Genomic DNA, 25,253 nt, shown 5'->3' with positions numbered 1-25,253 from the left:
GCGTAGACTTATGCAAGTGCACTAATTAACTGAGGGAGTACTGATGAAACAAGTAACCGCAATTATCAAGCCATTCAAACTGGACGAAGTGCGTGAAGCGCTGGCCGAAGTAGGCGTTACCGGCTTGACCGTGACTGAAGTCAAGGGTTTTGGCCGTCAAAAAGGCCATACCGAGCTGTATCGCGGTGCGGAATACGTGGTCGACTTCCTGCCGAAGGTAAAAGTGGAAGCGGTAGTGGACGACGCCGGCGTAGAGCAAGCCGTGGACGCCATCATCAAGGCGGCGCGTACCGGCAAGATCGGTGACGGCAAGATTTTCGTACAGGCAGTGGAACAGGTCATCCGTATCCGCACCGGCGAAACCGGCGCTGACGCGGTATAAGACTGTTAGTTTGTAGCTGACCTGCCATATCGTGGGTCAGCTTGTCGCGGCCTGTGCATGAGGTGGCCGCAAGCGATGAGATGCTGCTTCAGCTCGCCCTGAGCAGCACGATCAGGGCACCGGCGCCACCGTCGGCTGCCTTGGCCTGGCAAAAGGCGATGACTTCGTCTTTTTGCGTCAGCCAATTCCTCACTTTGTTCTTCAGAACCGGCTCCTTATTGACTGAGCCCAGTCCCTTGCCATGGATCACGCGTACGCAGCGCAAGCCGCGTTTGATCGCGCCCCGCAGGTATTCGCCCAATGCTTCGCGCGCCTCGTCGGTACGCAAGCCGTGCAAATCCAGTTGACTCTGTATCACCCAATGGCCGCGCCGCAACTTGCGGATCACGTCCGGGCCTATGCCATTGCGCGCATAGCTGAGTGCATCATCGGTATCGAGCAGGGTTTCAACGGTAAAGTCGTCGGACAGTGATTCGCGCAGTGCGGCCTGTTCGTCTGCCAGGCGCTGGCGCGCGATCGGCAACGGACGCGGGCTGCTGGCGTGGAGTTTGTCGGGAGGATTCAGTGGTGCGACGTCGCCTATGCTGCGGCGGAACAGGTCGGCTTCGAGGGCTGCGGTTTTTTCTGCCTGCAGGCGTTCAGCGTCGGCAATCTTGCGCGCTTCTTCCTGCTTCTTCAAATCCTTGTGCAAAGATTTGAGTGCGGCAAAATCCTTGATCGAAGCAGGCATGACAGTACTTCCAAAAGACTAAGGGAGGATGGGTAAAACAATGATGCGCCGCATGCAGGATTTCATCCGGGCATGCGGCGCAGCGCGGCCTTACTCCTGGCTTTCCAGATAGCGTTGTGCATCCAGTGCGGCCATGCAACCGGTACCGGCACTGGTGATAGCCTGGCGATAGACATGGTCCTGTACGTCGCCGGCGGCAAACACGCCGGGTACACTGGTCGAGGTTGCCATGCCTTCCAGGCCGGTCTTGGTCTTGATGTAACCGTTGTTCATCTCCAGCTGGCCTTCAAAAATGCTGGTGTTCGGTTTGTGGCCGATGGCGACGAAGACACCGTGCAATTTAATAGGCGTGATGCTGCCGTCGGCGGTCGACTTGATCGTCATACCGGTTACGCCGCTGTCGTCGCCGGTAACTTCTTCCAGCGTCGAATTCCATTTGACCTCGATCTTGCCCTCGGCAACTTTGGCCATCAGGCGGTCGATCAGGATCGCTTCCGCACGGAATTTGTCGCGACGATGTACGACCGTGACCTTGTTGGCGATGTTCGACAGGTAGAGCGCTTCTTCGACTGCGGTATTGCCGCCGCCGATGACTGCGACTTCCTGGTTGCGATAGAAGAAACCGTCGCAGGTGGCACAGGCGGACACGCCTTTGCCCATGAAGGCTTGTTCCGATGGCAGGCCCAGGTATTGCGCTGAAGCACCTGTTGCAATGATGAGCGAGTCGCAGGTATATTCGCCGGCGTCGCCGATCAGGCGTATCGGTTTTTCATCCAGCTTGGTGGTGTGGATGTGATCGAAAATGATTTCCGTGTTGAAGCGCTCTGCATGCTGCAGCAAACGCTGCATCAATTCAGGACCTTGCACGCCCAGCGGATCGCCCGGCCAGTTTTCAACATCGGTAGTGGTCATCAATTGACCGCCTTGCTCGACGCCGGTGATCAGCACCGGTTTGAGGTTGGCACGTGCGGCATAGACTGCAGCACTGTAACCGGCGGGGCCGGAGCCGAGAATTAAAACGTGGGCGTGTTTTGCGCTGGACATGTGGATAATTAATCGTAAAAAGTGAGTCGGAATGCTGTTTTGAACAGTAAAACCTGCTGCCGGGAGCTTATATATGTCGCTCCGGCATCAAATTTCAAGCTGTTCCTGAATTATTCGGTGTAACCGGGAAAAACTGGTTAAGATTATAGACGAACCAGCCGTCCCAGCAGGGGTGGCAGCCAGAAACGGTGCTTACCGCAGCTTTTACTCTGTGCTTTTTGCAATATTTACGCCGTTTCCCGTGTTACAAGCACGGCATTCGTGCATATTGATTATTGACGCTACCGCGTCTGGATTTATGACTAAAACAAGCCAAGCCTACACTCGCAAGACCGACGCCACAAAAGCCCCTCCATTACCGGGCAGACTCGTGCGGCTTCTGTCCGAAGCACGCTGGTTGATACTTGCCGCCCTGACCCTGTACCTGATCCTGATTTTCCTGACCTACTCGCCGGTTGACCCGGGCTGGTCGCACGCGAATGTCGTCGCAAAATTGAATAACGTCGGCGGCCGCGTCGGTGCGTGGATGGCCGATTTGCTGCTCTTCATCTTCGGCCTGTCGGCGTGGTGGATTTGCATCTTCCTGCTGCGCCACGTCTGGGTCGGTTATCGCCGCCTGTCACAACGCTTCCTGCTGAAAACGGAGCCCGAGCCGGAACACCATCAGGAAGGCCTGATCCGTGGCATCGGCTTTTTCCTGCTGATGACAGGCAGTGTGGCGCTGGAATACCTGCGCATGCACTCGCTGAAGGCGGCATTGCCGCGCTCGCCGGGCGGTGTGCTGGGTGAATTGATCGGTAGCGCGGCGCAAAACACCTTTGGCTTCATGGGTGCGACCTTGTTGCTCTTGCTGGTGTTCGGCCTCGGTTTCAGCCTGTTCTTCCATGTTTCATGGCTGGGCGTCGCCGAGCGCATAGGCGAAACCATAGAGCTGGCTTTCCAGGCCGTGCGCAATCTGTACGGCGCACGTGAAGACCGCAAGGTCGGTGTGGTGGCTGCGGTCAAACGCGAAGAAGTCGTGGTCAATGAACGCGCAAAAATCGTCGACGCGCCGCCTATCCGCATCGAACCGCAAATCATCGCGGTACCGAAATCGGAACGCGTGGAAAAAGAACGCCAGGTGTCGCTGTTCAACGATTTGCCGGATACCAATCTGCCGCCCTTGTCCTTGCTGGATGAAGCGCCGCAGTCACAGGAAACCGTCAGCATAGAAACGCTGGAATTCACCAGCCGCCTGATCGAGAAAAAACTCTCCGACTTTGGTATCGTCGTCAAAGTGGTGGCGGCTTATCCTGGCCCGGTTGTCACGCGTTACGAAATCGAACCGGCGACCGGCGTCAAGGGTAGCCAGATCGTCGGCCTCGCGCGTGACCTGGCGCGCTCCTTGTCGCTGACTTCTATCCGCGTGGTGGAAACCATCCCGGGTAAAAACTATATGGCGCTTGAGCTGCCGAATCCGAAGCGCCAGATCGTGCGCCTGACCGAGATCGTCAGTTCCAAGGTCTACAACGATAGCTCTTCCAGCCTGACCGTGGCGCTCGGCAAGGATATTGCCGGTAACCCGGTGGTGGCCGATCTCGCCAAGATGCCGCACTTGCTGGTGGCAGGTACCACCGGTTCCGGTAAATCGGTCGGCATCAATGCGACCATCCTGTCACTGCTGTACAAATCCGATCCGAACCAGGTACGCCTGATCCTGATTGATCCAAAGATGCTGGAACTCTCGATTTATGAAGGTATCCCGCATCTGTTGGCACCTGTGGTCACCGACATGCGCCAGGCCGGCCATGCGCTGAACTGGGGTGTCAACGAGATGGAACGCCGCTACAAGCTGATGAGCAAGCTGGGTGTGCGTAACCTCGCCGGTTACAACACCAAGATCGCCGAAGCGGAAAAGAATGAACAAAAGATCCCGAACCCATTCAGCCTGACGCCGGATGCGCCGGAACCGTTGGAAAAATTACCTACCATCGTCATCATCATCGACGAATTGGCGGACCTGATGATGGTGGTCGGCAAGAAGGTTGAAGAACTGATTGCACGTATCGCGCAAAAAGCGCGTGCCGCCGGTATCCATCTGATCCTGGCGACACAACGTCCGTCGGTGGATGTCATTACCGGTTTGATCAAGGCGAATATCCCGACCCGTATCGCCTTCCAGGTCAGCAGCAAAATCGACTCCCGCACCATTCTCGACCAGATGGGGGCCGAAGCGCTGCTGGGTATGGGTGATATGTTGTACATGCCGCCGGGTACCGGCTTGCCGGTACGTGTGCACGGCGCCTTTGTTTCGGATGAAGAAGTGCATCGCGTGGTCGACCACCTGAAGGCTCAGGGTGAACCAAACTACATTGAAGGCATCCTAGAAGGAGGTGTTGCCGAAGACGGCGACTTGTCACTCGGCGCCGAAGGTGGTGCCGGTGGCGAAGCGGATGCCTTGTATGACCAGGCGGTGGCGATCGTATTGAAGAACCGCCGTGCATCCATCTCGCTGGTGCAGCGCCATTTGCGCATAGGCTATAACCGCGCTGCGCGTCTGCTGGAGCAGATGGAGCAAAGCGGGCTGGTCTCCACCATGCAATCCAACGGCAACCGGGAAATCCTGGTGCCGGCTGGAAATACAGCTGAATAAAAGGATGGTATGAAGCAATCGCAATCTTTAGTTACAAAAATCTTTGCACCACGCACTTTGCTCGTAAGTGCCTTGCTGGTCGGCGCAGCTTTGGCCGTGCCACGTTTTGCGCACGCTGCGGCGCTGGAACAATTCAAATCCTTCGTCGCATCGACGCAATCGGCACGCGGTGAATTCACGCAGCAACTGGTGAAGATAGAAAGCGGCACCAGCAAGGTGTCGAATAAATCGACTGGTACATTTACGTTTGCGCGTCCCGGTAAATTCATCTGGGTTTACCAAAAGCCGTATGAGCAATTGCTGCAGGCTGATGGCGACAAACTCTACATTTACGACAAGGATTTGAACCAGGTCACGATCAAGAAGCTGGGCGATGCGCTCGGTTCTTCACCTGCCGCCATCCTGTTCGGCAGCAATGACCTGGAAAAGAATTTCACGCTGAAGGAAGCGGGTACCAAGAATGGACTGGAATGGCTGGAAGCGACGCCTAAAGCCAAGGACACTACCTTCGACCACATCGGTATCGGTTTGCGTAATGGCGTGCCGGAAGCAATGGAACTGCGCGATTCCTTTGGCCAGGTATCCTTGCTGACCTTTACCAAGTTTGAAAAGAATCCGCCTATGCCGGCGAATCAGTTCAAATTCGTGGTGCCTAAAGGCGCAGACGTTTTTCAGTAATTGCTCAATGCTGCCGTTGACGGCAGCCCTGTAAAATAATCGCGACGCCAGTTGAAATATTCGACTGGCGTCGATTTCATTCTTACGACTAATTTTTGAAATCAGGCTACATGAGTTCCATCCCTCTTGCCGAACCACATGCGTTGATTTGTGGAGATGTTCAACATGTCTGATTTGTTTGCACGCGAGCCTGCTGCGCCACTGGCGGAAGCACTGCGCCCGAAGACCCTGGACGAGGTCGTCGGACAGTCGCATTTGCTGGGCGAGGGCAAGCCTTTAAGACTGGCTTTCCAGTCGGGCAAGCCGCATTCCATGATTTTCTGGGGGCCTCCTGGTGTCGGCAAGACGACGCTGGCGCGGCTCACCGCAAGTGCCTTTGAATGTGAATTCATCGCGCTGTCTGCGGTGTTTTCTGGCGTGAAAGACATACGCGCTGCGATGGAGCAGGCCGAACAGAATCTTGCCATGGGCAAGCACACCATCTTGTTCGTGGATGAAATCCACAGATTCAATAAATCGCAACAAGACGCTCTTTTGCCATACGCAGAAAGCGGCCTGGTTACTTTCATCGGTGCAACGACTGAAAATCCTTCTTTTGAAGTGAATTCGGCGCTCCTGTCACGGGCCCAGGTCTATGTACTGAAGTCGCTGAGCGACGAAGAATTGAAGCAATTGCTGCAACGGGCGCAGGAGAAAGCACTGGGTGACCTGCAGTTTGACGAGCAGGCTACCGACACCATTATCGGTTATGCCGATGGTGATGCCCGCAGGTTTCTGAACCTGCTGGAGCAGACGAATACTGCGGCCAATACGACCGGTACCAAGAAAGTCACCGCTGATTTCCTGCAAAATGCCTTAACCCTGAATTCAAGGCGTTTCGATAAGGGCGGGGACAACTTCTATGACCAGATTTCAGCCTTGCACAAGTCCGTCCGTGGTTCCCATCCGGACGCTGCACTTTACTGGTTGACGCGTATGCTGGACGGCGGTGCTGATCCGCGGTATTTGTCACGCCGCATAGTGCGTATGGCGTGGGAGGATATCGGTTTGGCTGATCCAAGGGCCATGCAGATAGCCAATGATGCTGCACTGACCTATGAGCGACTGGGCAGCCCGGAAGGGGAGTTGGCCCTGGGGCAGGCGGTCATCTATCTCGCTGTCGCCGCCAAAAGCAATGCGGGCTACAACGCCTACAATGCCGCCCGTGCCTTTGTGAAGCAGGATAAAAGCCGTGAGGTTCCTGTGCATCTGCGCAATGCTCCGACCAAGCTCATGAAAGAACTGGGCTATGGTCATGAGTACAGGTATGCGCATGACGAGCCGAATGCTTACGCTGCCGGCGAAACTTACCTGCCTGATGACCTGGGAGAACCGGGTTGGTATCAACCAGTGCCCAGGGGCCTGGAGATCAAGATAGCTGAAAAGCTGGCCTTGCTGAAAAAGTGGGATGAAGAGGCCGGGGAATAAATAGCGGCTAACGCCGATTTTCAGCTGTCAGCCTTCGTTACGCCGTATCCGGATTTGCTTCAGGAAGGCATACGCAGCACCGATGCTGACACCCGCCACCACGCCATAGCCGAGGCTGTGGCCGGAATTCAGGAACTGTAGGCCACCCCAGATAGCCAGGCCGAGGGCAATGACCAGTCCGATGATCAGGACGGTGAGGGAAACAGGGCGGGGTGTGTTTGGATCTTCCATGATTCTGCTTGCTGAGTTCGTAAAGTAAGGCAATGGTAACGCAGGCAGGGTGGCGGGGCTATCCCGGATGAATTTTTGCGGCCACGTTGGAATCGGCTTGCGGCTTGGTACAATCTCCACTTAACTCATCTTTTAGCTTTTTTCCATGATAGACATTCAACTTCTTCGTAAAGACATCGATAGCGTTGCAGCCCGCCTGGCCGGTCGCAAGTTCAAGCTCGACGTCGCCGCCTTCAATGCACTGGAAGCGGAGCGCAAGCAGATCCAGTCCAGTACCGAAGATTTGCAAAACAAGCGCAATACGCTGTCCAAGCAAATCGGCGCCTTGAAAGGCAAGGGCGAAGACACCTCGGCAGTGATGGCGGAAGTGGCCGGTATCGGCGATGAGTTGAAAGCATCGGCGGCACGCCTCGATATCGTACAGGCGAAGATCAGCGAATTCATGCTGGCCATCCCCAACTTGCCGCATGAATCGGTACCGGTCGGTACGGATGAAGCCGGCAATGTCGAATTGCGCAAAGTCGGTACGCCGCGTACTTTCGATTTTGAAATCCGCGACCACGTTGATGTCGGCGCTGCGCTCGGCCTGGATTTCGATGTGGCAGCCAAGATCACCGGTTCGCGTTTCTCGGTCATGAAAGGCGGCATCGCACGCCTGCACCGCGCACTGGCGCAATTCATGCTGGACACGCATACTGCAGAGCACGGTTACACCGAGTGCTACACCCCGTACATCGTCAATGCAGATTCACTGCAGGGTACTGGTCAGTTGCCTAAGTTTGAAGCGGATCTGTTCGCAGTGAAAAAAGGCGGCCAGGAAGGTGAGGGCGAAGCGCTCTACCTGATCCCTACAGCTGAAGTACCGCTGACGAATATCGTGCGCGATGAAATCGTCGCCGGCGATGCTTTGCCTATCCGCATGACTGCACACTCGCCATGCTTCCGTTCGGAAGCCGGCAGCTATGGTCGCGATACGCGCGGCATGATACGCCAGCATCAGTTCGACAAAGTCGAGATGGTGCAGGTAGTACATCCTGAGAAATCCTACGAAGCGCTGGATGAAATGTGCGGCCATGCCGAAAACATCCTGAAGAAGCTGGGCTTGCCGTATCGCGTGATTACCTTGTGTACCGGCGATATGGGTTTTGGCGCGACCAAGACTTATGATCTGGAAGTGTGGTTGCCGGCACAAAATACTTACCGCGAGATTTCTTCGGTATCAAATTGCGAAGCGTTCCAGGCACGTCGCATGCAAGCGCGTTTCCGCAATGCGCAGGGCAAACCGGAATCGGTGCATACATTGAATGGTTCAGGCCTGGCAGTTGGCCGTACGCTGGTAGCCTTGCTGGAAAACTATCAGCAAGCGGATGGCAGCGTCATCATCCCTGAAGTACTGCATCCATACATGGGCGGCTTGCAGCGTCTGACGCCACAAGCCTGAAGCTAGATCAGGCGACGAGCTCCTGCGCTGCATCGTCGTCGTTCTGCTTTTCCATTGCATAAGGTCCCTGGCGACGGTCTATAAACAGGCTGTTTCCGGGGATTTTTTTCGCCTGCTTTTTCGCATCGGCGGTGGCAGCCGCAATCTGGTGGTGCGAACCATAGTGGCCCGGCTCTACTTTTACCAGGCCCAATGAGATGGTGGCGAGCGTGTGGAAGACTTGCTTGCCGCGTCGGTCTTCACTGATGTAACCACCTTTCTTGCGGTCTTCGACGCAGTAAAAATCGGGTACCGCCGCGACGAAGGCATCGATGATGGCGCGGCAGCGCTGCTCCCAATCTTCACTCTGGAACAGGATAATGAAGTCGTCGCCACCGATATGGCCGACGAAATCTTTTTGCGGGTCGCAATGGCCGCTGAGGATTTTGCCGGTCAGGCGCAACATGTCGTCGCCCTTGCGATAACCGTAGACATCGTTATAGGGTTTGAAGTGATCCAGGTCGACATAGCAGGCGCAAAAGCGCGTGCCGTTTTCCAGTAACCGGTCTATGTGTTCATCAATAGGTACATTACCCGGCAACAGTGTCAGCGGATTCGCATAACGTGCCGCATTGATTTGCATCTGCGTAATCTCGCGCATCAGATCGTGCGCATTACCCATGCCCATATACTGGCCGTTGTCGGTAATGATGAAGCCATTGAACAGATGGTGGCGATCAGCATCGACGATGATTTGGCTCAAAGCATGCAATGCGGTGTTCTTGTCGGTGATCAGTGGATTGGCATCCATGAACAGGGTGCAGGATTTCTTGCCATGCAGTTCACGCAAATAAGGACGGGCGAAGCGATCAATCAGGTTTGCACGTGTAATCAGGCCGACCGGTATGCCGTTCGATACGACCGGTATGACTTCCAGTGTCGGATCGTTATTGAACATCTCATAGATGCGGTTGTTATGCACCTCGGGTGCGACCGCTTTCACACTGCGCAGCAATTTCATCGCCGTCAACATCTTGTGACCGCGACCGTTTTCATGCGGATATACGGCGACACCGTTGTGGCGCAAGAGATTGCGTAAATCGGTAGAGAGCGTCGTGGCAGGATTCGCGTGCGGGCGGGCGATCTTATAGCCCTGGCCATAGACGACGCCAAGGTCGCGGATCATCAATAATTCGGCATCGGTTTCTATGCCTTCGGCGATCACGATGGTGCCGGATTTTTCGGCGATTTCCTGGATAGAGCGGACGAACTGCAACTTGATCGGATCAAGGTTGATACCTTGTACGAAGTGCATATCGATCTTGACATATTCGGGACGCAGCTCTGACCACAGGCGCAAACTGGAAAAACCTTCACCCAGGTCGTCTATCGCGATGCGGAAACCCATTGCACGGTAATGCGTCACCGCTTCGCGCAGCAAGTCGTAGTCGTAAGTCGGCTGGCTCTCGGTCAGCTCGATAATCACGCGATCCGGATTGATGCCGACTTCATGGATGTAACCGAGGGTTTCGCCATGTCTGACGTCAGGCTGGATCAGGCATTCAGGACTTACATTGAGGAATAACTTTCCCGGCAGGCGCAGCTCCGCAAATTTTTCCAGTGTGATGCGACGGCACAGGTGCTCGACTTCGACACTCAGATTGCAGGAACGGGCGACCTTGAACAAATTCAAAGGGGAGTGCAGCGGGCTGTCCGATGGTCCGCGTATCAAGCCTTCATAACCGATGATCTCGCCGCTTTGCATGCGGATGATAGGTTGGAACAGGGGCGTCAGCTGCCTATGCTCGATGACTTCCTTCAAGCGTTGCACGAGATGATCCGCAGCGTGATCCGTGTCTTCATCCTGCGCAGTATGTTTGGCGACCGATGACAAGTGAGCCTCCTTGGTTCTGAACCGTAAGGGCTGGGCAATGGCTGATAAGGCCCAGGCTTTTTCGGCTAGCGGATACCTTCTGGTGTTGCTTGGCTGTACAGGGGAAAAGAACATCAAAATGACTCTTGGCTTAGTAGCTGCATATGCTGAGCGGATTTATCTCTGCCGAATGTTACTGGCCAATTATGACAAGATGATGATAGGAAATATTGTTTATTTATTAATTAATTGGATTGTTCGGGAATGAAGTTGTGGTGTATGGATGAGATATTTTTTGCGTAGTGCTTCAACAAAGTGAAGAGAAGGTTTCCCGTCGCGCAAGACTCTGATATAATTTTTTGCTTCGCGGTATTCGACCATCGCGAAGGCAGTATCCAGGAGAGGTGGCAGAGTGGTCGAATGTACCTGACTCGAAATCAGGCGTACGGTTTTCCCGTACCGTGGGTTCGAATCCCACCCTCTCCGCCAGTATTCAATAAAAAAGCCCGCGCAAGCGGGCTTTTTTATTTTCTGGAGAGGAGCAGGCCAACAGTTAGTCCTGCGCGTGGGATTCGAAGGGTTGCGCTTGTAAGCGCAAGCGCGGCCTGCAGAATGTAGGCGAATCCCACTTTCAATTTAAAAGCCCGCTTATGCGGGCTTTTCCATTATTGAGTCTGCTAACCAACAATCAGAAATTAGCCCGCAGCGTAACCATCACATTCCGCGGATCACCGTAGTAATACGCGATGCCGGTAGGTGCATATTTCTTGTAGTAGACCTTATCAAATACATTGTTCACGTTCATTTGTATCGAGTAAGTCTTGTCGAAGCGATAGCCGACCATGGCGTTGTAGACTGCGTAGCCACCCTGGCGTGAGGTGAGGACGCCGGAACGGACGTAGGAATCGCTTTGCATCTGTGCGCCACCACCGATGGTCCAGCCCTGCGTCTCACCGCCCATACGATAGCTGGTGAATACGCGTAACTGGTGCCGCGGATCTATGCTGCGCAATGGTTGCCCGGTGTTTGCAGCCGTGTCCTTCAGGTATTTGGTGCGTGTGTTCGTGTAGCCCGCCATCATTTGCCAGCCTGGTGCCAATTCACCCGACAATTCCATTTCCCAGCCATCGCTGCGTTGCTTGCCGCCGGCAACACGGCAGTAACCGGTGGTGTAGTAAGGCAGGCAAGGGCTGTATGAACTTGTGTCTTCTACTGCTTTGCCGTTGTTGTTGATGCGGAAGATACCCATAGCTGCATTCAGGCGGCCACCAAAGAATTCGCCTTTGATGCCGGCTTCATAATCCTGGCCGGTTACCGGTGGCAGGATATTGCCATTGGCATCCTTCGCATCTTGCGGTGTGAAGATTTCGGTGTAGCTCGCATAGGCGCTGAGCTGTTTCGACAATTCATAGGTCACGCCTGCGAAAGGTGTGATTTCCTTGTTCACTTCATAGTTGCTGGCCGGAGTACGTGGTGCCTTGTAATCCCACCAGCTTACGCGTGCACCGATGATCAGCGTGAGCGGATCGGTGAGGGAGAGGCGTGCTGTGCCATACACCCCTTGCTGGCTGGTAGTGGAGGGGGCACCGGTGCCGGTGATGGTCGGATAGGTTTCAGGATAACTGGTGTAAGGATCCCAGTTGCGAATGTCGACGCCTGCAAGTTTGTTCTGATTACCCACACCATTGGTGGCGACCGCTTTGTTGCGTAGTGATTCAGCGCCGACGATCAATTCGTGTTTGCGGCCGAACAGCGTGAATGGTCCGTTGGCACTGGTAGCCAGCACGAGCTGGTCACTGGCATCGCCGGTGTACATCGAAGTGGTGACATCAAAGAGATAAGGATTGGTGGTACTTGCACGCGTGAAGTAGCTTTGCTTGAAACCGTTTTCCTTCATGCGCAGTCGTGTGTAGGCTGCACTTGCCTTGAATGTCCAGTCATTGTCAAAGCGATGCACCAGCTCGGCCAGTGCTTGCTGGTTATAGCGGTTCCAGGTATTCCATGCTGCGCCCAGATACATGTTGCGCGGCAGATTCAATGGCGTGCCGTCGAAGTTGCCGGGCAGGTTGCCCCACGCGCCGGTGGCATCCAGGTCGGTGTGCTGCAGACTGGCGGTCAACGTCGTGCGTGGGCCGAGGTCGGCTTCGAGCACACCATAGAACACCTTGCGATCTTCATGACGCGCTTTCTGGAAGAAATCTTTCGAGTCATCGACCGCGACTACGCGTCCGCGCAGCGTACCTGCTTCATTCAATGGTCCGGAGATGTCTGCTTCGAGGCGACGACGATCCCATGAGCCTAGTGTCAATGCGGCCGAACCCTGGAATTCGTGGGTCGGACGTTTGCGCACCATGTTGACGGTGGCCGACGGATTGCCTGAACCACGGATCATGCCGGATGCACCGCGCAAGACTTCTACCCGGTCCAGTACCGCTGTGTCGGGCTGCACAAAGATGGAGCCACTCTGGTTCATGGTGAGGCCATCGATTTGTAAGGCATCAATCTGGAAGCCGCGCGAGAAATAGGTGACACGTTCGCTATCGGTGTAGTCCACGGTAACGCCGGGTGTGTTTTGCAGCACGTCGGTGAGGTCCAGCAAGCCGCGATCTTCGATTAACTGGCGGGTCAGTACTGTGACAGGTTGCGGGGTTTCGCGTAGGGTCTGGGTCGATTTGCCTACTGTGGTGGCGCGCGCCGCATAGGAGCGACTACCTTCCGAATTGGCGTCGAGTGCTGCTGCGCTTACCGATACAGTCGGGAGCGTGGTGTCGCTGATGGTCTGGCGGCGCAGCTTGTATCCACCGTTGGCCCCTGGAATCGCTTCCAGTTGATGTGGCGCCAGCAGATTGTGCAAGGCACTGGCGATGCTTTGTTTGCCGTGCAGGCCTTCGCTGCGTAAACCGCCGGTGAGTGCCGGATCGATTGCGATCATTACACCCGCTGCACGGCCGAAGCTACCCAGGACCTGATCCAATGATCCTGCAGGGATATTGTATTGCCGTACCCCTTCCGCCTGCGTTGTGCCGTCCGCCGTACTTTGTGCCTGTGCCGAAGCGACACCGCCGACTAATAACAGACCGCACAATGCGATGCATACCGCTTGTGCGATTGGCGTCATGACAAGCGGCAAGGATCGATGCGGACTGGCATCGGGCTGGAAGTGCTGGGGCATGGTGTTTCCTTTTCGTATCGAGCTGAAGGTGCGGCGCTGCCGGTATTTGCAGCACCTCTATCCCTGTTGATGCTCGAAATCTGTAAACCTGCCTTCGCAACTGAAAATATTTTTATCCGGGTGGAGGGAAAGTGGACTTACTCTAAGTTTGAGGGGCAGCCGTGACCGTGGCCCAATAACGTGTAATGGTGCGGACTTGCAGCGGCAGGGTTTCGGCCAGCAGTGCCAGGACGGCGTCCGGATCGCGCAAGGGGAAGGAGCCACTGACGAGCAGGTCGGCAACGGCCGGGTCGCAGCGCAGCAAGCCTGGTCGATAACGATCAAGCTCGGTGATGAAATCCGCCAGGCGCATGCGCTCGACAACCAGCACACCATCGGTCCATGCGGCATTGCTGTCGTCCAGCGCGAATGGTGCCAGTGCAGCGAGTTCGGTGAAATGGGTTTGTTCACCGGCATTGATACGTACGCTGCTACCGTGGCCGGGTGTTACTTGGACTGCACCTTCGAGTACCGCGACCGCGGTAGTGGATGGCTGTTCACTATGCCTGACGGTAAAGCGGGTACCTATCGGGCGGATACTGCCATTGCTGGTATCCAGTTCAAAAGGCCGGCCGGTTTCATCATGTGCAGTTTCGACCATGATTTCGCCACGATGCAGGATGACCTGACGCAATTGCTCATCGAAATGCACATCGATTGCAGTCGCTGTATTGAGCATGATGCGGGTGCCGTCCGCCAGTACGATCCGGCGTTGTTCGCCCGTCGCGGTTTGATGCTCGGCCATGGCGCTTTGCCAGGCCGGTTGTTTGCGGATGACGGTGGCAGTGCCGCCTATGAGGGCAAGGCCCAGAAGGGATTTCAAAACGATGCGTCGATTGTTGCGTTCGCTGTTACGCAACACGGAGCGCAATAAGGGCGGTGCAAGGCCATTGCTGCCAACACGAAAATCCTGACCCAGTCCATACAGTCGTTGCCACGCTTGCTCATGTTTGCTGTCGGCGGCACGCCAGGCGGCGCATGCGCGTTTGTCAGCCGGGCTCGCACTGCCCGATTGCAGTGTGACCAGCCATACGATCGCCTGCCTGACGATAGAGGCATCGATGTCTTCACCGGCTTGGTCTGGCGACGTGAATAAACCTGGACTTTGCATGGCCATCTATTCCTGCCTATTCCGTTGAGTAGACCGCTGTGTAGCAATGTTGAAATGCGCGGATCATCGATTTCTGTACCGCATTGACGGACATGTCGAACTGCGCGGCGATTTCCGCATAAGTCAGGCCATCCAGTTGCGCCAGCAAAAAAATCTCACGCACGCGCGGCGTCAAACCATCCAGTACGCGGCTGATCGCCGTCAGTGCTTCGACTACCAGCATGCGTGCTTCCGGTGACGGCACGGTCTCTTCCGGCATGCCGGCCAGGGCATCCAGATATGCGCGTTCCAAAGCGAGTCGACGGAAATACTGTGCAGTCAGGCGCGACGCGATGGTCGTGAGGTAGGCGCGTGGTTCGCGTATCAGCTCTTCGCTGCGCGCTGTTAACAGTCGTGTAAAAGTATCCTGTGCCAGGTCATCGGCGTTATCGACATTCCCCAGTTTCCGGCGTAACAGGCCAACCAGCCAACCATGATGATGGCTGTATAAGTTGGCGACTGCATCGGAATGACTTGCGACTTGCACGGTTTGCTCCGGGATTGCGATGCCTGGGTGGCATCTTCAAGCTGGCTTGCAATCCGGGTGGGGAGCTGGCTGGGCTTTGTTGAGAATGATTCTCATTATTGCAAGATGCGACTGCTACGTCAATTTGTATGAGTGCACTTGTTGCGCGAGGTGTACAAGTAGCCGTGGCCGGAGCATCCGGTATGCGGGAGCGGGCTGGAAATCAGGGAGGGAATGGTGCGGCGGGTTGAATGCAGGAAGAAATGCCTGCTGCCGCGCAGATAAAAAATAGGGCGGCTCCGGTAAGGAAGTCGCCCCAAAGAGTATCGAAGGAAAAGATGCAGGTCGAGTATTACCGAATCTTTTTTGCTTGGCGATCCCATGTACATGGGATTTTTTCATTTATTTTTACTTTAAATGAAGTTGTTTGCGCTTGTCATCGCAACAAATCTCCCATTTGAGCAGGATGGATTATTTGTTTCATATCAAGCGCTTAGCTTGTTAGCCCCATGCTTATCCACAGGACTGTCCACAGAATCCGGGGATAAGTTTTAGTGTGTGGATAATTTATTTGTGCTGACACATGAATACGGGTGTCGATTGGTTCGGGCATTGCAGATAAAAAGCGAGCCCTAAAAAAACATGGGCTACCTTGGTGCCAAGGTAGCCCGAAGAGACATCAATGGAGTTGTAATTTGTTGTGATTATCAGGTGTCTTGCGGGCAATAGCGATCCCATGTGTATGGGATATCGCGTTTTAATTTTTCTTGCTTGCATAAACGCCGAGTGCCGTATCGCTTGCAGCCGCGCGTCAGCCCACGTACCTGACCGGTCAATGCGGTCCATGTTAGGATGGTCTGTCTGACAAGGAGACGGATATGCCATCTGAAAAAATTGGTGAGTATGAAGTCGAGTGTTCTGCCGTTGAATTGGCTGGTGAACAGGGCTGGGTCGCACATCTGGCGATTTACGGGCATTCAAATAATCCCATGCACAGGAACAATGTGTTCCCTGAACAGCGTGTATCGCTGGATGCAATTTTCCCTAACAAAGAAGAAGCGGAAGCCGAGGCGCATCGTGTTGCGCTGAGCATGCTGGAATCCAGCCGCGGTGGCGTGCGCGAGCATTAATCATATAAATGCTGTCACCGCGATGGTGTCAGCGAGTAAAACATTGTTCTTGCTGTTTGCTTTGCATTAAACATATTTTGCGCACCAAGGCGTATTTCGATAAAGGAGCCATCCATGAGCCGAGTCCCTGACAGTGTTTATAAAGGATATGAAATTTTCACCATTGTGGTACCGACCAGTGCAGGCTTGTGGTCGGCTACCAGCGAAATTGAAATCAAGGGTGCCGAAGGTGAGGAAATTTCGCAAGGCTTCGCCGGTCCGTTCGAAGCAGAGAGCATGGAGGCCGCCAAAGCCCTGGTGATTGCAGACACCAAGCACAAGATCGATGATCTGCTGGCGAGACCAGTCTGAATTTTTCATTGAAGCGCAAGGACACATCAGGCGTCCGCATAAGCACATGCGGACTTTGAGCGGACAATTATCCGCCAGTAGTTTATAGTCGCCCGTTGCACTGATTTTCCTGCTTACGTCTATGACCGATCCACACACAGCCAACGCAATTGTCGAACCTTTGATACAGGTTGGCATGTCGCTGCCTGAAATCAAATGGCCTTACCTGGTCAGCCTGACGCGTTTGAGCCTGGCGTTGGCGCTCGGTCTGTTGATAGGCCTGGAGCGTGAACGACGCGGCAAGGAAGCAGGGCTGCGGACTTTTTCGCTGATCGCCTTGTTGGGCGCAATGGGCGGCACGCTGGGTGATAACTATGCTTACCTGATCCTGTTCCTGGTCGGCATCCTGACGGTCTTCCTCAATGTGCAGCGCCTGCGTACTGATGACAGTAGTGAACTGACGACCTCCGCTGCCATGTTGATCACCTGTGTCGCCGGTATCCTGTGCGGCAAAGGGCATACCGCGACGCCGGCTTCGATCATCGTGATCGTCACCGCACTGCTGGCGTGGAAAGATCGATTGACCGGTTTTAGCCTCGGCCTGACGGAAAATGAAATGCGCTCGGCCTTGCTGCTGGCGATTTTGGCGATTGTGATTTATCCGGCCTTGCCGGTAGGTGCCATCGGCCCATGGAAACTGATCGAACCACGCGCTGCCTGGGTCACGGTGATCCTGATCGCCGGTATCGGCTTCGTCAACTATGTGTTGTGGAAGCTGTACGGCACACGCGGCATCGTCATGACCGGCTTCCTCGGTGGCCTGGTCAATAGCAGTATTACGGTCAGCGAACTGGCTTCGCGCGCACGGGACAATCAACGCGATACCGTCAGCGCCGCATATCGTGGCATTTTGCTGGCGACAGCAGCGATGTTGATCCGCAATGGCGGCTTGCTCCTGATACTGGCACCGGCGGCCGCATTCTCGGCCCTGATTCCTTTTGTGCTGATGCTGGTCATCAATGCGGTTTGGTTCTTCATCGATACCGATACCGTGAAAAAGACAGTGGAAACGCAGACCCAAACCGTCGAACTGCCTTTGCCTTTCTCGCTAAGCGCCGCCCTGAAATACGGTTTGCTGTTCCTGATCCTGCATATCGCCGGCGTGATTGCGCAGCAGGGTTTTGGCGAAGCAGGTTTCTATGCGGTTAGTCTGATCGGTGGTGTGGTATCCAGCGCGAGTGCAGTGGCGGCAGCGGCCAGCCTGGTGACCAGTGGTTCGGTGCCGGAACATGTGGCGTCAACCGGAGCGGTGATCGCTTCGCTGGCGAGTGTCCTGATCAACCTGCCTTTGGTCTTGCGCGCCCATAACCGTGGCCTGACTTTAAGATTGTCGGTTGCGATGCTGTCGATTTCGGTGGTGGGTATCGCCGGTGCATTCGTTGCGAAACCCTTGCTCGGCTTCTTGCTGGAGGCGTTTCCGATGTTGTCGCAGTTTAATTAAGCCCGGGTTTGTCGGGGACAAGATTGCCGGGTAGTAAGACCCTGTTATATGAATTTGCAACTATGCAAATAATTATTTGATCCTTGAGGAATATGTTGCGGTGCAGTATAGTGGTCCTGTCTCCTCCAACTCCTCAAGAATTGGATTCAGCCCGCTCCCACAAGGACGCGGGCTATTTTTTTGCCCACAGGCAAGAAATATATTGGTTTTATTATCTTTTTGTCAGTGTGATCTCACACAAGAATGGGATAAGCACTGATTTTGATGTGGCGCGACAGGTGTAATGATGAAACCTTGGAAATATTGATTATCCAGGGAGGAACACATGGCACAGACCGCTAACTTACGAAATACAGTTGCAAGCCATCAGGTCGTAAACTCCAACGCGATTGCTGCGTTACGAATGAAAGAGGGCGCAGCCTACGGCGCGCTCCAGCACCGGCCGGTTGCACCGCGCGCCTTGGCCGGCTTGCATGGTCATCACCCCAAGCATAATGGTTTGCTGGCCGCTTTGCCGGAAGCAGACTATGCACGCCTGTCGCAACATCTGGAATTCGTGGAAATGCCTTTCGGCACAACGATATGCGAGGCGGGTGAGCAGATGCAGTATGTCTACTTCCTTACCGGCAGCATCGTGTCCTTATTGTATGAAACCGCCGACGGTGCATCGTCGGAAACCGCAGTCATCGGTTACGAAGGGGTAGTCGGTGCCGACGTCTTTATGGGTGGTGGTGCATCCCTGCATCGCGCCTTTGTCAAAAGTGCCGGTTACGGTTTCCGTATCAAGGCTGCGACATTGAATGAAGAATTCGCCCGCGGCGGTGCGCTGCAACAGTTGTTACTGCGTTTTACGCAGGCCCTGTTTACGCAAATGGCACATACGGTTGCTTGCAACCGTCACCACACCATCGTGCAGCAGCTCTGCCGCTGGCTGGTCTTGAGCCTGGATCGTTTGCCGGGTAACAAGATCAGCATGACGCAGGACCTGATTGCCAATATGCTGGGTGTACGTCGCGAGAGCGTGACCGAAGCTGCGCGTAAATTGCAGGATGAAGGTTTGATCCAATATAGTCGTGGCCAGATTACGGTACTGGATCGCGCCGGCCTGGAAGCGCATATCTGCGAATGCTACGCAGGGATCAAGAAGGTGTATGAAGGTTTGCTGAAAAACTGAATCACGTAACTTCAACGCTATATATAAAAAGCCCCGCACTAGCGGGGCTTTTTTCTTACCGATCAACAGGCACGATTAGCGCAGTGGCTGTGGTTGATGTGTTGGTTGTTGTGGTTGCTGTTGCTGTGGCTCGGCAACGAAGATTTCGACACGACGATTGCGCGCACGACCGGCGGCATCTGCATTGCTGGCAATCGGTTCGCGGCTGCCGCGGCCATCAACATAAATGCGTTGTGGTGCGACGCCACGGCCTGCCAGGTAATCACGGGTACGTGAAGCGCGGTCGAAGGACAATGGATTATTGATTGCATCGCTACCTGTGCTATCGGTATGACCGATGATGGTGACGGTAGCGGTCGGATTGTCTACCAGGCCGGTGGCAAAGCGATCAAGGATAGGTTGCAGGCTAGGGTTGATATCGGAACGGCCGGTGGCAAACGAGATATCGCTGGGGATTTCAAGTTTCAGGCGATTGTCCGAAGTCTGGCTGACTTGTACGCCGGTACCCTGGGTTGCCTGTTCCATCGCACGTTTCTGGTTTTCCATTTTGCTGGACCAGACGTTGCCGGCTACTGCGCCGATCACACCGCCGATGGCAGCACCGCCTGCGATATTGCGTGAACCGCCGGTGATACCACCGAGTAGTGCACCGACACCGGCACCGATACCGGCACCTTGTGCGGTACCGCGTTCTGTTTCAGACATGTTTGCACAGCCGGAGAGGGCCAATACTGCGGCAAGGCTGCCGATCATTAGTGTGCGCATGATGAATTCCCTTATAAAAGATATGGTTTAACAACGCGTAATGAGTATTCGTCTGGCAGGTACACGCAAAGCATTGCTGGACATTCATCATAATGCAGTTTCAGGCAAATGACAGTGCAGTTCTGCATGTTGTATCTGGGGGCGACATCGTTCATTCAATTGATGCCTATACAGCGCCATTAACGGGTGTTCATTACGGTACGTTGACACGTCGCCTGAAAATTCAAGGGGAACTATTCCAGAGTTGGAATGTCGTGTTGGAGCGCATTTCACGCATATTGGTGAAATGAATCCCGGATATTTGGACGAAAAAAAAAGAGACCACTGGCGTGGTCCCTTTTTCATTTTTCTTACTTGACGATCAGGTTGTTTTTAACAGCCTGTACGCCTTTGACACTACGTGCAACGCTGGTTGCTTTCGGAATGTCTTGTGCCTGTTTGACGAAGCCGCTCAGCTGAACTGTACCTTTGAATGTTTCGACATTGATTTCGGTCGATTTCAACGTTGGTTCATTCACGATTGCAGCTTTTACTTTGGTGGTGATCCACGAATCATCCACGTATTCGCCTGTGCCTTCGGTCTTCGAGGTCGATGCGCAGCCGACGACAGCTGTCAGCATTACGGCGGTAAACAATGCGGTCATCCATTTCGATTTAGATTTATTCAGGATCATGATTTACTCTCCGGTTAATTATTTGTACGCGCCGGACAGGGGTCCGATGCAAATGGTTTGATATCCAGCTTCGACGCTATGCTATTGCCGTCGATGGAAGGAGATTACTGATTTGCAATGCGGGGGTCTGTACGTTAGCGAACACAGAAGCAAAATAGCAATTGATTGCGCCTGCTAACTAATGTGCTTGCTGTGCGGCGTCCATTACATGCTCGCAGGCATTAAAAAAGCCCCGACACTGTGAAATGCCGGGGCTTGTTGCAAATAGTCGATGATGCGTGCAGATCAGTCACACAGTTGTTGCGGCGTCCTTTGGTTGTACGCCTCGACGAAAGCATCGAAATCACCGCTTTGCGTACGTTCCATCTCTTCCTGTTCTGCAATAGAGGTTTTTGCCAGGGTATCGAAGTAAAAGTTTTCTTCGGCATTCAAAGGGCGGGTACGGAAATATTGTGCGTGCGCAATGCTTTGGCGCAGGCCGAATTGTTCGAATGATTTGTCTGTCGCCTGCAGTTCGGCCAGCACACGCGCTGATGGTGTCAGGTTCGCATCCAGCAGTTTTTCTTTTTGCGCCGCCAGTGCCTGCACATGTTGGGTATCGGTGCGTTGCGCATCCAGCAGGTCGGCAGTGGCCTGTATGCGTTCCAGCAATTCCAGGCCCCAGTCCTGCAGCTTGACCGGCACGCCGTCGCGTTGCAGCAGCAGGCCGGGGCGACGACCTTCTTTTACGGTGCGCGCAAAGTTTTCAGTTCTTTCACGATTGTTTGCCTCATCGGTCAGCGGGCTCTCATCCAGCGCACAGAACAGCAGGAAGGCATCGAGGAAGCGCGAAGTCGACAGGCTGATGCCCAATGGTTCGAAGGGATCGATATCCATGCAACGCACTTCTATGTACTGCACGCCGCGTGCGCACAGTGCTTCGACCGGACGTTCACCGCTATTGATTACGCGTTTCGGACGTATCGTCGCGTAATACTCGTTTTCGATTTGCAGCAGATTGGTATTGAGCTGTATCCATTCACCATTGCGACGGGTACCGATGGCTTCATACGCAGGGTAGGGGAGTCGTACCGCGCGCGACAGGCTGCGCATATAACTTTCAAGGTCGTTATACGGCGGCATCAGGCCGGCTTGCGCATTATTCTGGTAGCCGAGGTCGCTCATGCGCAAACTGGTGGCGTAAGGCAGGTAGAGCGTATCGTCGGACAGGGTTTGCAACTCATGCTCGCGACCACGCAGGAAATGTGTCGACAGCGCCGGCGAAGCACCGAACAGATACATCAGCAACCAGCTATAGCGCTGGAAGTTGCGGATCAGCGCAATATAGCTTTCGGATTGGTAGGATTTGTCATCCAGCGTACTGTGTTCGCTCTGCTTGATCACCCGCCACAAATCTTCCGACAGCGAATAATTGTAGTGCAGGCCTGCGATGCATTGCATCGCCTTACCGTAACGCAGTGCTAGGCCGCGGCGGTACACATGTTTGATCATGCCGATATGCGAAGTGCCGTACCAGGCGATAGGGATATCGGCTTCTTCCGGCAGCGTGCAGGGCATGGACTGGCTCCATAGCAACTCGTGGTCCAGTTTGGCATTGGCAAAGCGGTGGATGCGATCCAGCTCTTCCAGCGCCGTGGCGACATCATGTTCGGCCGGGGTAATGAATTCCAGCAGCGATTCGGAATAGTCGGTGGTAATTTGCGGATTGGTCAGTGCCGAGCCGAGCGCGACCGGGTGCGGTCCCAGCGCCAGCTTGCCTTGCAGGTCTACGCGCAGTGTCTCCCGCTCTATGCCGCGGCGTCCCTGGTTCAGCAGGTCGCGATGCGCGTCGTCTGCGAGTAGCGCGAGTCGGCGCGTGAATAAATTGCTCAATTGGTGATCCCCTGTCGATACTTCCGTCATTTCAAGCGCGGTAACTTTGGCGGAAGAATAACCGAAAATTGGAAACGAGGTAGGACGCCGGGATTTTTGTGCGCGCGTAAATCAGCTGTTTTATCGCACCCGTCATAGCCAAACCAGCAGTGAACAACAGGGCGGCACCAGTAACCGGAAAAGCTTACTTGCGGCCGCCACGGTTGCTGACTGTTGTTGCCTTGCGCGCCGGCCTGGCGGCGCCGGTATTGCTGTTATTGCGTGCGACCGGGGTACGGACTACAGCTGCACCTGGACGGGGTTTGTTTTGGCCGAATTTCTTGGCCAATTGATTCGGCCCCGGTGTTTCGCGCCGGTGTTCGGCGGCGATGATGGCACGTGACGGTGCCGCATGGCGCGGGACCAGATGATGTTCGCCACTGCCTATCAGGTCGCTGCGTCCCATACGTTGCAAGCCTTCGCGCAGGATTTTCCAGTTTTCCGGATCGTGATAACGCAGGAAGGCCTTGTGCAGCTTGCGGATCTTGCCGGTGCGTACCGTCTCGACCGCTTCGGAATCTTCGCTGACCTTGCGCAAAGGATTCTTGCGTGTGTGGTACATGGTGGTCGCCAAAGCCATCGGCGTAGGCATGAAGGTTTGTACCTGGTCGAGGCGGAAATTGTTTTTCTTCAGCCACAGCGCCAGGTTCAGCATGTCTTCATCGGTGGTGCCCGGATGAGCTGCGATGAAGTAAGGGATCAGGTATTGTTCCTTGCCGGCTTCCTTCGAATACTTTTCAAACAATTCCTTGAACTTGTCGTAAGCACCCATGCCCGGCTTCATCATCTTCGACAATGGGCCTTCTTCCGAATGCTCAGGCGCGATTTTCAGCAAGCCGCCGACATGATGCGATACCAGTTCCTTGACGTATTCCGGTGAGCGCACCGCGAGGTCGTAACGCAGGCCGGAGCTGACGAGGATTTTTTTGATGCCGGGAATCGCGCGCGCCTTGCGATACAGCTGGATCAGCTTGCTGTGGTCGGTACCAAGGTTGGAACAGATGCTCGGATAGACGCAAGACAGGCGACGGCAGGATTCTTCGATGCGTTTGTCCTTGCAGGCGAGGCGATACATATTCGCAGTCGGTCCGCCAAGGTCGGAAATGGTACCGGTAAAACCTTTGACCTTGTCGCGTATCAATTCGATTTCGCGCAGGATGGACGGTTCGGAGCGGCTCTGGATGATGCGGCCTTCATGTTCGGTGATCGAGCAGAAGGTGCAGCCACCGAAGCAGCCGCGCATGATGTTGACCGAGAAACGGATCATTTCCCATGCCGGGATGCGTGCCTTGCCGTAGCTCGGATGTGGTGCGCGCGCATAGTTCATGTCGTACACGCCATCCATTTCATCCATCGCCAATGGCAGCGGTGGCGGATTCAGCCAGACATCGCGTTCGCCATGTGCCTGCACCATCGCACGTGCATTGCCGGGATTGGATTCCAGATGGAAGACACGTGATGCATGCGCATACAGCACCGGGTCATCCTTGACCACTTCATACGCAGGCAGGCGCACTACGGTTTTATTGCGTACTTCACGTTCCGCTTCACGGCGCTCTTCGCGACTCATGATTTTGATGACCTTGACCGCAGGTTCCGGCGGCGCGGCATTTTCGGTCTTGCAGCCTTCCGGATCCTTCATCTTCATTTCATATGGATCGGGATGCGGCTCGACCTTGCCCGGTGTGTCGACGCGGGTTGAATTGGCCTCCGCCCATTCCGGCGTCGGCTTCCAGCCCGGTGGCACCATGAAGGCGGTGCCGCGCAAATCGCGGATTGATGAAATCGGTTCGCCGGCGGCGACGCGGTGTGTGAGGTCGACCAGCGCACGTTCGGCATTGCCGAAGATCAGGATGTCCGCTTTGGAATCGGGCAGTACCGAACGGCGGACTTTGTCCGACCAGTAATCGTAATGTGCGATACGGCGCAGGCTGGCTTCGATGCTGCCGATGACGATATTGATACCGGGATAGGCTTCACGTGCGCGCTGCGCATAGACGGTGACGGCGCGATCCGGGCGCTTGTTCGGTTCGCCGTGCGGCGTATAGGCATCGTCCGAACGGATTTTACGGTCCGAGGTATAGCGATTGACCATCGAATCCATATTGCCGGCGGTGATACCGAAGTACAGATTGGGTTTGCCGAGTGCACGGAAGGGTTCTGCCGACAGCCAGTCCGGCTGGCTGATGATGCCGACGCGGAAACCCTGTGATTCCAATAGACGGCCGACCAATGCCATACCGAAACTCGGGTGGTCGATGTATGCATCGCCCGTCACCAAAATCACATCGCAGCTATCCCAGCCCAGTTTGTCCATTTCCGCACGCGACATGGGCAGGAAAGGCGCGGGTTTGAGCTCGCGGCGACGCTGGCTGGAATAGGAAAACAGGTTTTTTGGCTGTGCGCTCATGAATTGCAAGGGTGGAAACGGCGGCGCGCTTTTATACAAACTGTACAAACGCTGCTGGCGCCATTTCACGGCAG

The 25,253-nt window shown here is 54.9% G+C and carries 22 protein-coding genes and 1 tRNA gene; 12 read left to right on the top strand and 11 right to left on the bottom strand.

Going from position 1 to position 25,253, the window contains the following annotated elements:
- Nucleotides 1-43: 43 nt before the first annotated feature.
- The gene (locus ACFQPC_RS08355; RefSeq protein ID WP_382271417.1) at nt 44-382 is read left to right on the top strand and encodes a P-II family nitrogen regulator; all 339 of its coding nucleotides are present in this window, start codon (nt 44-46) and stop codon (nt 380-382) included.
- 88 nt (nt 383-470) lie between these two features.
- Here the strand turns inward: ACFQPC_RS08355 and ACFQPC_RS08350 are convergent, their stop codons facing one another.
- Together ACFQPC_RS08350 and trxB are read right to left on the bottom strand one after the other, a co-directional pair.
- Nucleotides 471-1,112: a Smr/MutS family protein gene (locus ACFQPC_RS08350; protein WP_382271416.1), complete on the bottom strand. Its 642-nt coding sequence runs from the start codon at nt 1,110-1,112 to the stop codon at nt 471-473.
- Nucleotides 1,113-1,202: 90 nt separating this feature from the next.
- Complete coding sequence (trxB, locus tag ACFQPC_RS08345; protein ID WP_012079010.1) at nt 1,203-2,156, bottom strand: thioredoxin-disulfide reductase; 954 nt, start codon at nt 2,154-2,156, stop codon at nt 1,203-1,205.
- Nucleotides 2,157-2,454: 298 nt separating this feature from the next.
- Between trxB and ACFQPC_RS08340 the strand changes: the two genes are divergently transcribed.
- The 3 genes from ACFQPC_RS08340 (at nt 2,455) to ACFQPC_RS08330 (ending at nt 6,933) form a co-directional block, all read left to right on the top strand.
- Nucleotides 2,455-4,788 (top strand): DNA translocase FtsK, encoded by a 2,334-nt coding sequence (locus ACFQPC_RS08340; protein WP_382271415.1) that lies wholly within the window; start codon nt 2,455-2,457, stop codon nt 4,786-4,788.
- A gap of 9 nt (nt 4,789-4,797) precedes the next feature.
- Complete coding sequence (lolA, locus tag ACFQPC_RS08335) at nt 4,798-5,466, top strand: outer membrane lipoprotein chaperone LolA (RefSeq protein WP_012079012.1); 669 nt, start codon at nt 4,798-4,800, stop codon at nt 5,464-5,466.
- Between the two features lie 165 nt (nt 5,467-5,631).
- Nucleotides 5,632-6,933: a replication-associated recombination protein A gene (locus tag ACFQPC_RS08330; protein ID WP_382271414.1), complete on the top strand. Its 1,302-nt coding sequence runs from the start codon at nt 5,632-5,634 to the stop codon at nt 6,931-6,933.
- Between the two features lie 27 nt (nt 6,934-6,960).
- Here ACFQPC_RS08330 and ACFQPC_RS08325 read toward each other — a convergent pair whose 3' ends face one another.
- The gene (locus ACFQPC_RS08325) at nt 6,961-7,164 is read right to left on the bottom strand and encodes a hypothetical protein (protein ID WP_382271413.1); all 204 of its coding nucleotides are present in this window, start codon (nt 7,162-7,164) and stop codon (nt 6,961-6,963) included.
- Nucleotides 7,165-7,309: 145 nt separating this feature from the next.
- Between ACFQPC_RS08325 and serS the strand changes: the two genes are divergently transcribed.
- The gene (serS, locus tag ACFQPC_RS08320) at nt 7,310-8,605 is read left to right on the top strand and encodes a serine--tRNA ligase (protein ID WP_382271412.1); all 1,296 of its coding nucleotides are present in this window, start codon (nt 7,310-7,312) and stop codon (nt 8,603-8,605) included.
- 7 nt (nt 8,606-8,612) lie between these two features.
- Here serS and ACFQPC_RS08315 read toward each other — a convergent pair whose 3' ends face one another.
- Nucleotides 8,613-10,592, bottom strand: coding sequence for a GGDEF domain-containing protein (locus tag ACFQPC_RS08315; protein ID WP_382271411.1), 1,980 nt, complete (start codon nt 10,590-10,592; stop codon nt 8,613-8,615).
- On the opposite strand from ACFQPC_RS08315, the gene ACFQPC_RS08310 reads away from it, so the two are divergent.
- Both ACFQPC_RS08310 and ACFQPC_RS08305 read left to right on the top strand, forming a co-directional pair.
- Nucleotides 10,516-10,725: a hypothetical protein gene (locus ACFQPC_RS08310; RefSeq protein ID WP_382271907.1), complete on the top strand. Its 210-nt coding sequence runs from the start codon at nt 10,516-10,518 to the stop codon at nt 10,723-10,725. The genes ACFQPC_RS08315 and ACFQPC_RS08310 overlap by 77 nt on opposite strands.
- 130 nt (nt 10,726-10,855) lie before the next feature.
- A tRNA-Ser gene (locus tag ACFQPC_RS08305) sits at nt 10,856-10,946 on the top strand.
- A 199-nt stretch (nt 10,947-11,145) separates the two neighbouring features.
- Here the strand turns inward: ACFQPC_RS08305 and ACFQPC_RS08300 are convergent.
- Complete coding sequence (locus tag ACFQPC_RS08300; RefSeq protein WP_382271410.1) at nt 11,146-13,575, bottom strand: TonB-dependent siderophore receptor; 2,430 nt, start codon at nt 13,573-13,575, stop codon at nt 11,146-11,148.
- Nucleotides 13,576-13,593: 18 nt separating this feature from the next.
- On the opposite strand from ACFQPC_RS08300, the gene ACFQPC_RS08295 reads away from it, so the two are divergent.
- Nucleotides 13,594-13,794 carry a hypothetical protein gene (locus ACFQPC_RS08295; RefSeq protein WP_382271409.1) on the top strand — a complete coding sequence of 67 codons (201 nt, stop codon included), beginning with the start codon at nt 13,594-13,596 and terminating at the stop codon, nt 13,792-13,794.
- Here ACFQPC_RS08295 and ACFQPC_RS08290 read toward each other — a convergent pair.
- Entirely contained in the window at nt 13,772-14,779 is a 1,008-nt protein-coding gene (locus ACFQPC_RS08290; RefSeq protein ID WP_382271408.1) for a FecR domain-containing protein, read from the bottom strand. The two genes, ACFQPC_RS08295 and ACFQPC_RS08290, sit on opposite strands and share 23 nt — an antisense overlap.
- Before the next feature lie 16 nt (nt 14,780-14,795).
- Nucleotides 14,796-15,305 (bottom strand): sigma-70 family RNA polymerase sigma factor, encoded by a 510-nt coding sequence (locus tag ACFQPC_RS08285; protein WP_382271407.1) that lies wholly within the window; start codon nt 15,303-15,305, stop codon nt 14,796-14,798.
- 857 nt (nt 15,306-16,162) lie between these two features.
- Between ACFQPC_RS08285 and ACFQPC_RS08280 the strand changes: the two genes are divergently transcribed.
- From ACFQPC_RS08280 to ACFQPC_RS08265, 4 genes are all read left to right on the top strand, one after another.
- Nucleotides 16,163-16,414: a hypothetical protein gene (locus ACFQPC_RS08280; RefSeq protein ID WP_382271406.1), complete on the top strand. Its 252-nt coding sequence runs from the start codon at nt 16,163-16,165 to the stop codon at nt 16,412-16,414.
- A 114-nt stretch (nt 16,415-16,528) separates the two neighbouring features.
- On the top strand, nt 16,529-16,765 hold the full coding sequence (locus tag ACFQPC_RS08275) for a hypothetical protein (RefSeq protein WP_382271405.1): 237 nt from the start codon (nt 16,529-16,531) through the stop codon (nt 16,763-16,765).
- 121 nt (nt 16,766-16,886) lie between these two features.
- Nucleotides 16,887-18,245 carry an MgtC/SapB family protein gene (locus ACFQPC_RS08270; protein WP_382271404.1) on the top strand — a complete coding sequence of 453 codons (1,359 nt, stop codon included), beginning with the start codon at nt 16,887-16,889 and terminating at the stop codon, nt 18,243-18,245.
- A gap of 325 nt (nt 18,246-18,570) precedes the next feature.
- Nucleotides 18,571-19,419, top strand: coding sequence for a Crp/Fnr family transcriptional regulator (locus ACFQPC_RS08265; RefSeq protein WP_382271403.1), 849 nt, complete (start codon nt 18,571-18,573; stop codon nt 19,417-19,419).
- A 75-nt stretch (nt 19,420-19,494) separates the two neighbouring features.
- Here ACFQPC_RS08265 and ACFQPC_RS08260 read toward each other — a convergent pair whose 3' ends face one another.
- From ACFQPC_RS08260 to ACFQPC_RS08245, 4 genes are all read right to left on the bottom strand, one after another.
- On the bottom strand, nt 19,495-20,184 hold the full coding sequence (locus tag ACFQPC_RS08260) for a YiaD family glycine zipper/OmpA-like lipoprotein (protein WP_382271402.1): 690 nt from the start codon (nt 20,182-20,184) through the stop codon (nt 19,495-19,497).
- Nucleotides 20,185-20,534: 350 nt separating this feature from the next.
- On the bottom strand, nt 20,535-20,858 hold the full coding sequence (locus ACFQPC_RS08255) for a BON domain-containing protein (RefSeq protein WP_012079022.1): 324 nt from the start codon (nt 20,856-20,858) through the stop codon (nt 20,535-20,537).
- 285 nt (nt 20,859-21,143) lie between these two features.
- Entirely contained in the window at nt 21,144-22,730 is a 1,587-nt protein-coding gene (gene gshA / locus ACFQPC_RS08250) for a glutamate--cysteine ligase (protein ID WP_382271401.1), read from the bottom strand.
- 184 nt (nt 22,731-22,914) lie between these two features.
- Nucleotides 22,915-25,101, bottom strand: a complete 2,187-nt coding sequence (locus ACFQPC_RS08245; protein ID WP_382271888.1) for a YgiQ family radical SAM protein — start codon at nt 25,099-25,101, stop codon at nt 22,915-22,917.
- Nucleotides 25,102-25,253: the final 152 nt, after the last annotated feature.

This window comes from Herminiimonas glaciei (assembly GCF_042664955.1).
Classification (GTDB): domain Bacteria; phylum Pseudomonadota; class Gammaproteobacteria; order Burkholderiales; family Burkholderiaceae_D; genus Oxalicibacterium; species Oxalicibacterium glaciei.
Note: the sequence above shows the minus strand (reverse complement) of the source record. Positions and strands in the feature narration are given on the sequence as shown.

Coding starts and splice junctions, on each gene's coding strand:
- ACFQPC_RS08270 (WP_382271404.1), top strand. CDS start 16,887: ATGACCGATCCACACACAGCCAACGCAATTGTCGAACCTTTGATACAG.
- serS (WP_382271412.1), top strand. CDS start 7,310: ATGATAGACATTCAACTTCTTCGTAAAGACATCGATAGCGTTGCAGCC.
- ACFQPC_RS08295 (WP_382271409.1), top strand. CDS start 13,594: ATGCGGACTGGCATCGGGCTGGAAGTGCTGGGGCATGGTGTTTCCTTT.
- ACFQPC_RS08355 (WP_382271417.1), top strand. CDS start 44: ATGAAACAAGTAACCGCAATTATCAAGCCATTCAAACTGGACGAAGTG.
- trxB (WP_012079010.1), bottom strand. CDS start 2,156: ATGTCCAGCGCAAAACACGCCCACGTTTTAATTCTCGGCTCCGGCCCC.
- ACFQPC_RS08280 (WP_382271406.1), top strand. CDS start 16,163: ATGCCATCTGAAAAAATTGGTGAGTATGAAGTCGAGTGTTCTGCCGTT.
- ACFQPC_RS08245 (WP_382271888.1), bottom strand. CDS start 25,101: ATGTCGCGTGCGGAAATGGACAAACTGGGCTGGGATAGCTGCGATGTG.
- ACFQPC_RS08350 (WP_382271416.1), bottom strand. CDS start 1,112: ATGCCTGCTTCGATCAAGGATTTTGCCGCACTCAAATCTTTGCACAAG.
- ACFQPC_RS08310 (WP_382271907.1), top strand. CDS start 10,516: ATGGCTGATAAGGCCCAGGCTTTTTCGGCTAGCGGATACCTTCTGGTG.
- ACFQPC_RS08330 (WP_382271414.1), top strand. CDS start 5,632: ATGTCTGATTTGTTTGCACGCGAGCCTGCTGCGCCACTGGCGGAAGCA.
- ACFQPC_RS08300 (WP_382271410.1), bottom strand. CDS start 13,575: ATGACGCCAATCGCACAAGCGGTATGCATCGCATTGTGCGGTCTGTTA.
- ACFQPC_RS08260 (WP_382271402.1), bottom strand. CDS start 20,184: ATGCGCACACTAATGATCGGCAGCCTTGCCGCAGTATTGGCCCTCTCC.
- ACFQPC_RS08255 (WP_012079022.1), bottom strand. CDS start 20,858: ATGATCCTGAATAAATCTAAATCGAAATGGATGACCGCATTGTTTACC.
- ACFQPC_RS08275 (WP_382271405.1), top strand. CDS start 16,529: ATGAGCCGAGTCCCTGACAGTGTTTATAAAGGATATGAAATTTTCACC.
- ACFQPC_RS08290 (WP_382271408.1), bottom strand. CDS start 14,779: ATGCAAAGTCCAGGTTTATTCACGTCGCCAGACCAAGCCGGTGAAGAC.
- ACFQPC_RS08265 (WP_382271403.1), top strand. CDS start 18,571: ATGGCACAGACCGCTAACTTACGAAATACAGTTGCAAGCCATCAGGTC.
- lolA (WP_012079012.1), top strand. CDS start 4,798: ATGAAGCAATCGCAATCTTTAGTTACAAAAATCTTTGCACCACGCACT.
- ACFQPC_RS08340 (WP_382271415.1), top strand. CDS start 2,455: ATGACTAAAACAAGCCAAGCCTACACTCGCAAGACCGACGCCACAAAA.
- ACFQPC_RS08315 (WP_382271411.1), bottom strand. CDS start 10,592: ATGTTCTTTTCCCCTGTACAGCCAAGCAACACCAGAAGGTATCCGCTA.
- ACFQPC_RS08325 (WP_382271413.1), bottom strand. CDS start 7,164: ATGGAAGATCCAAACACACCCCGCCCTGTTTCCCTCACCGTCCTGATC.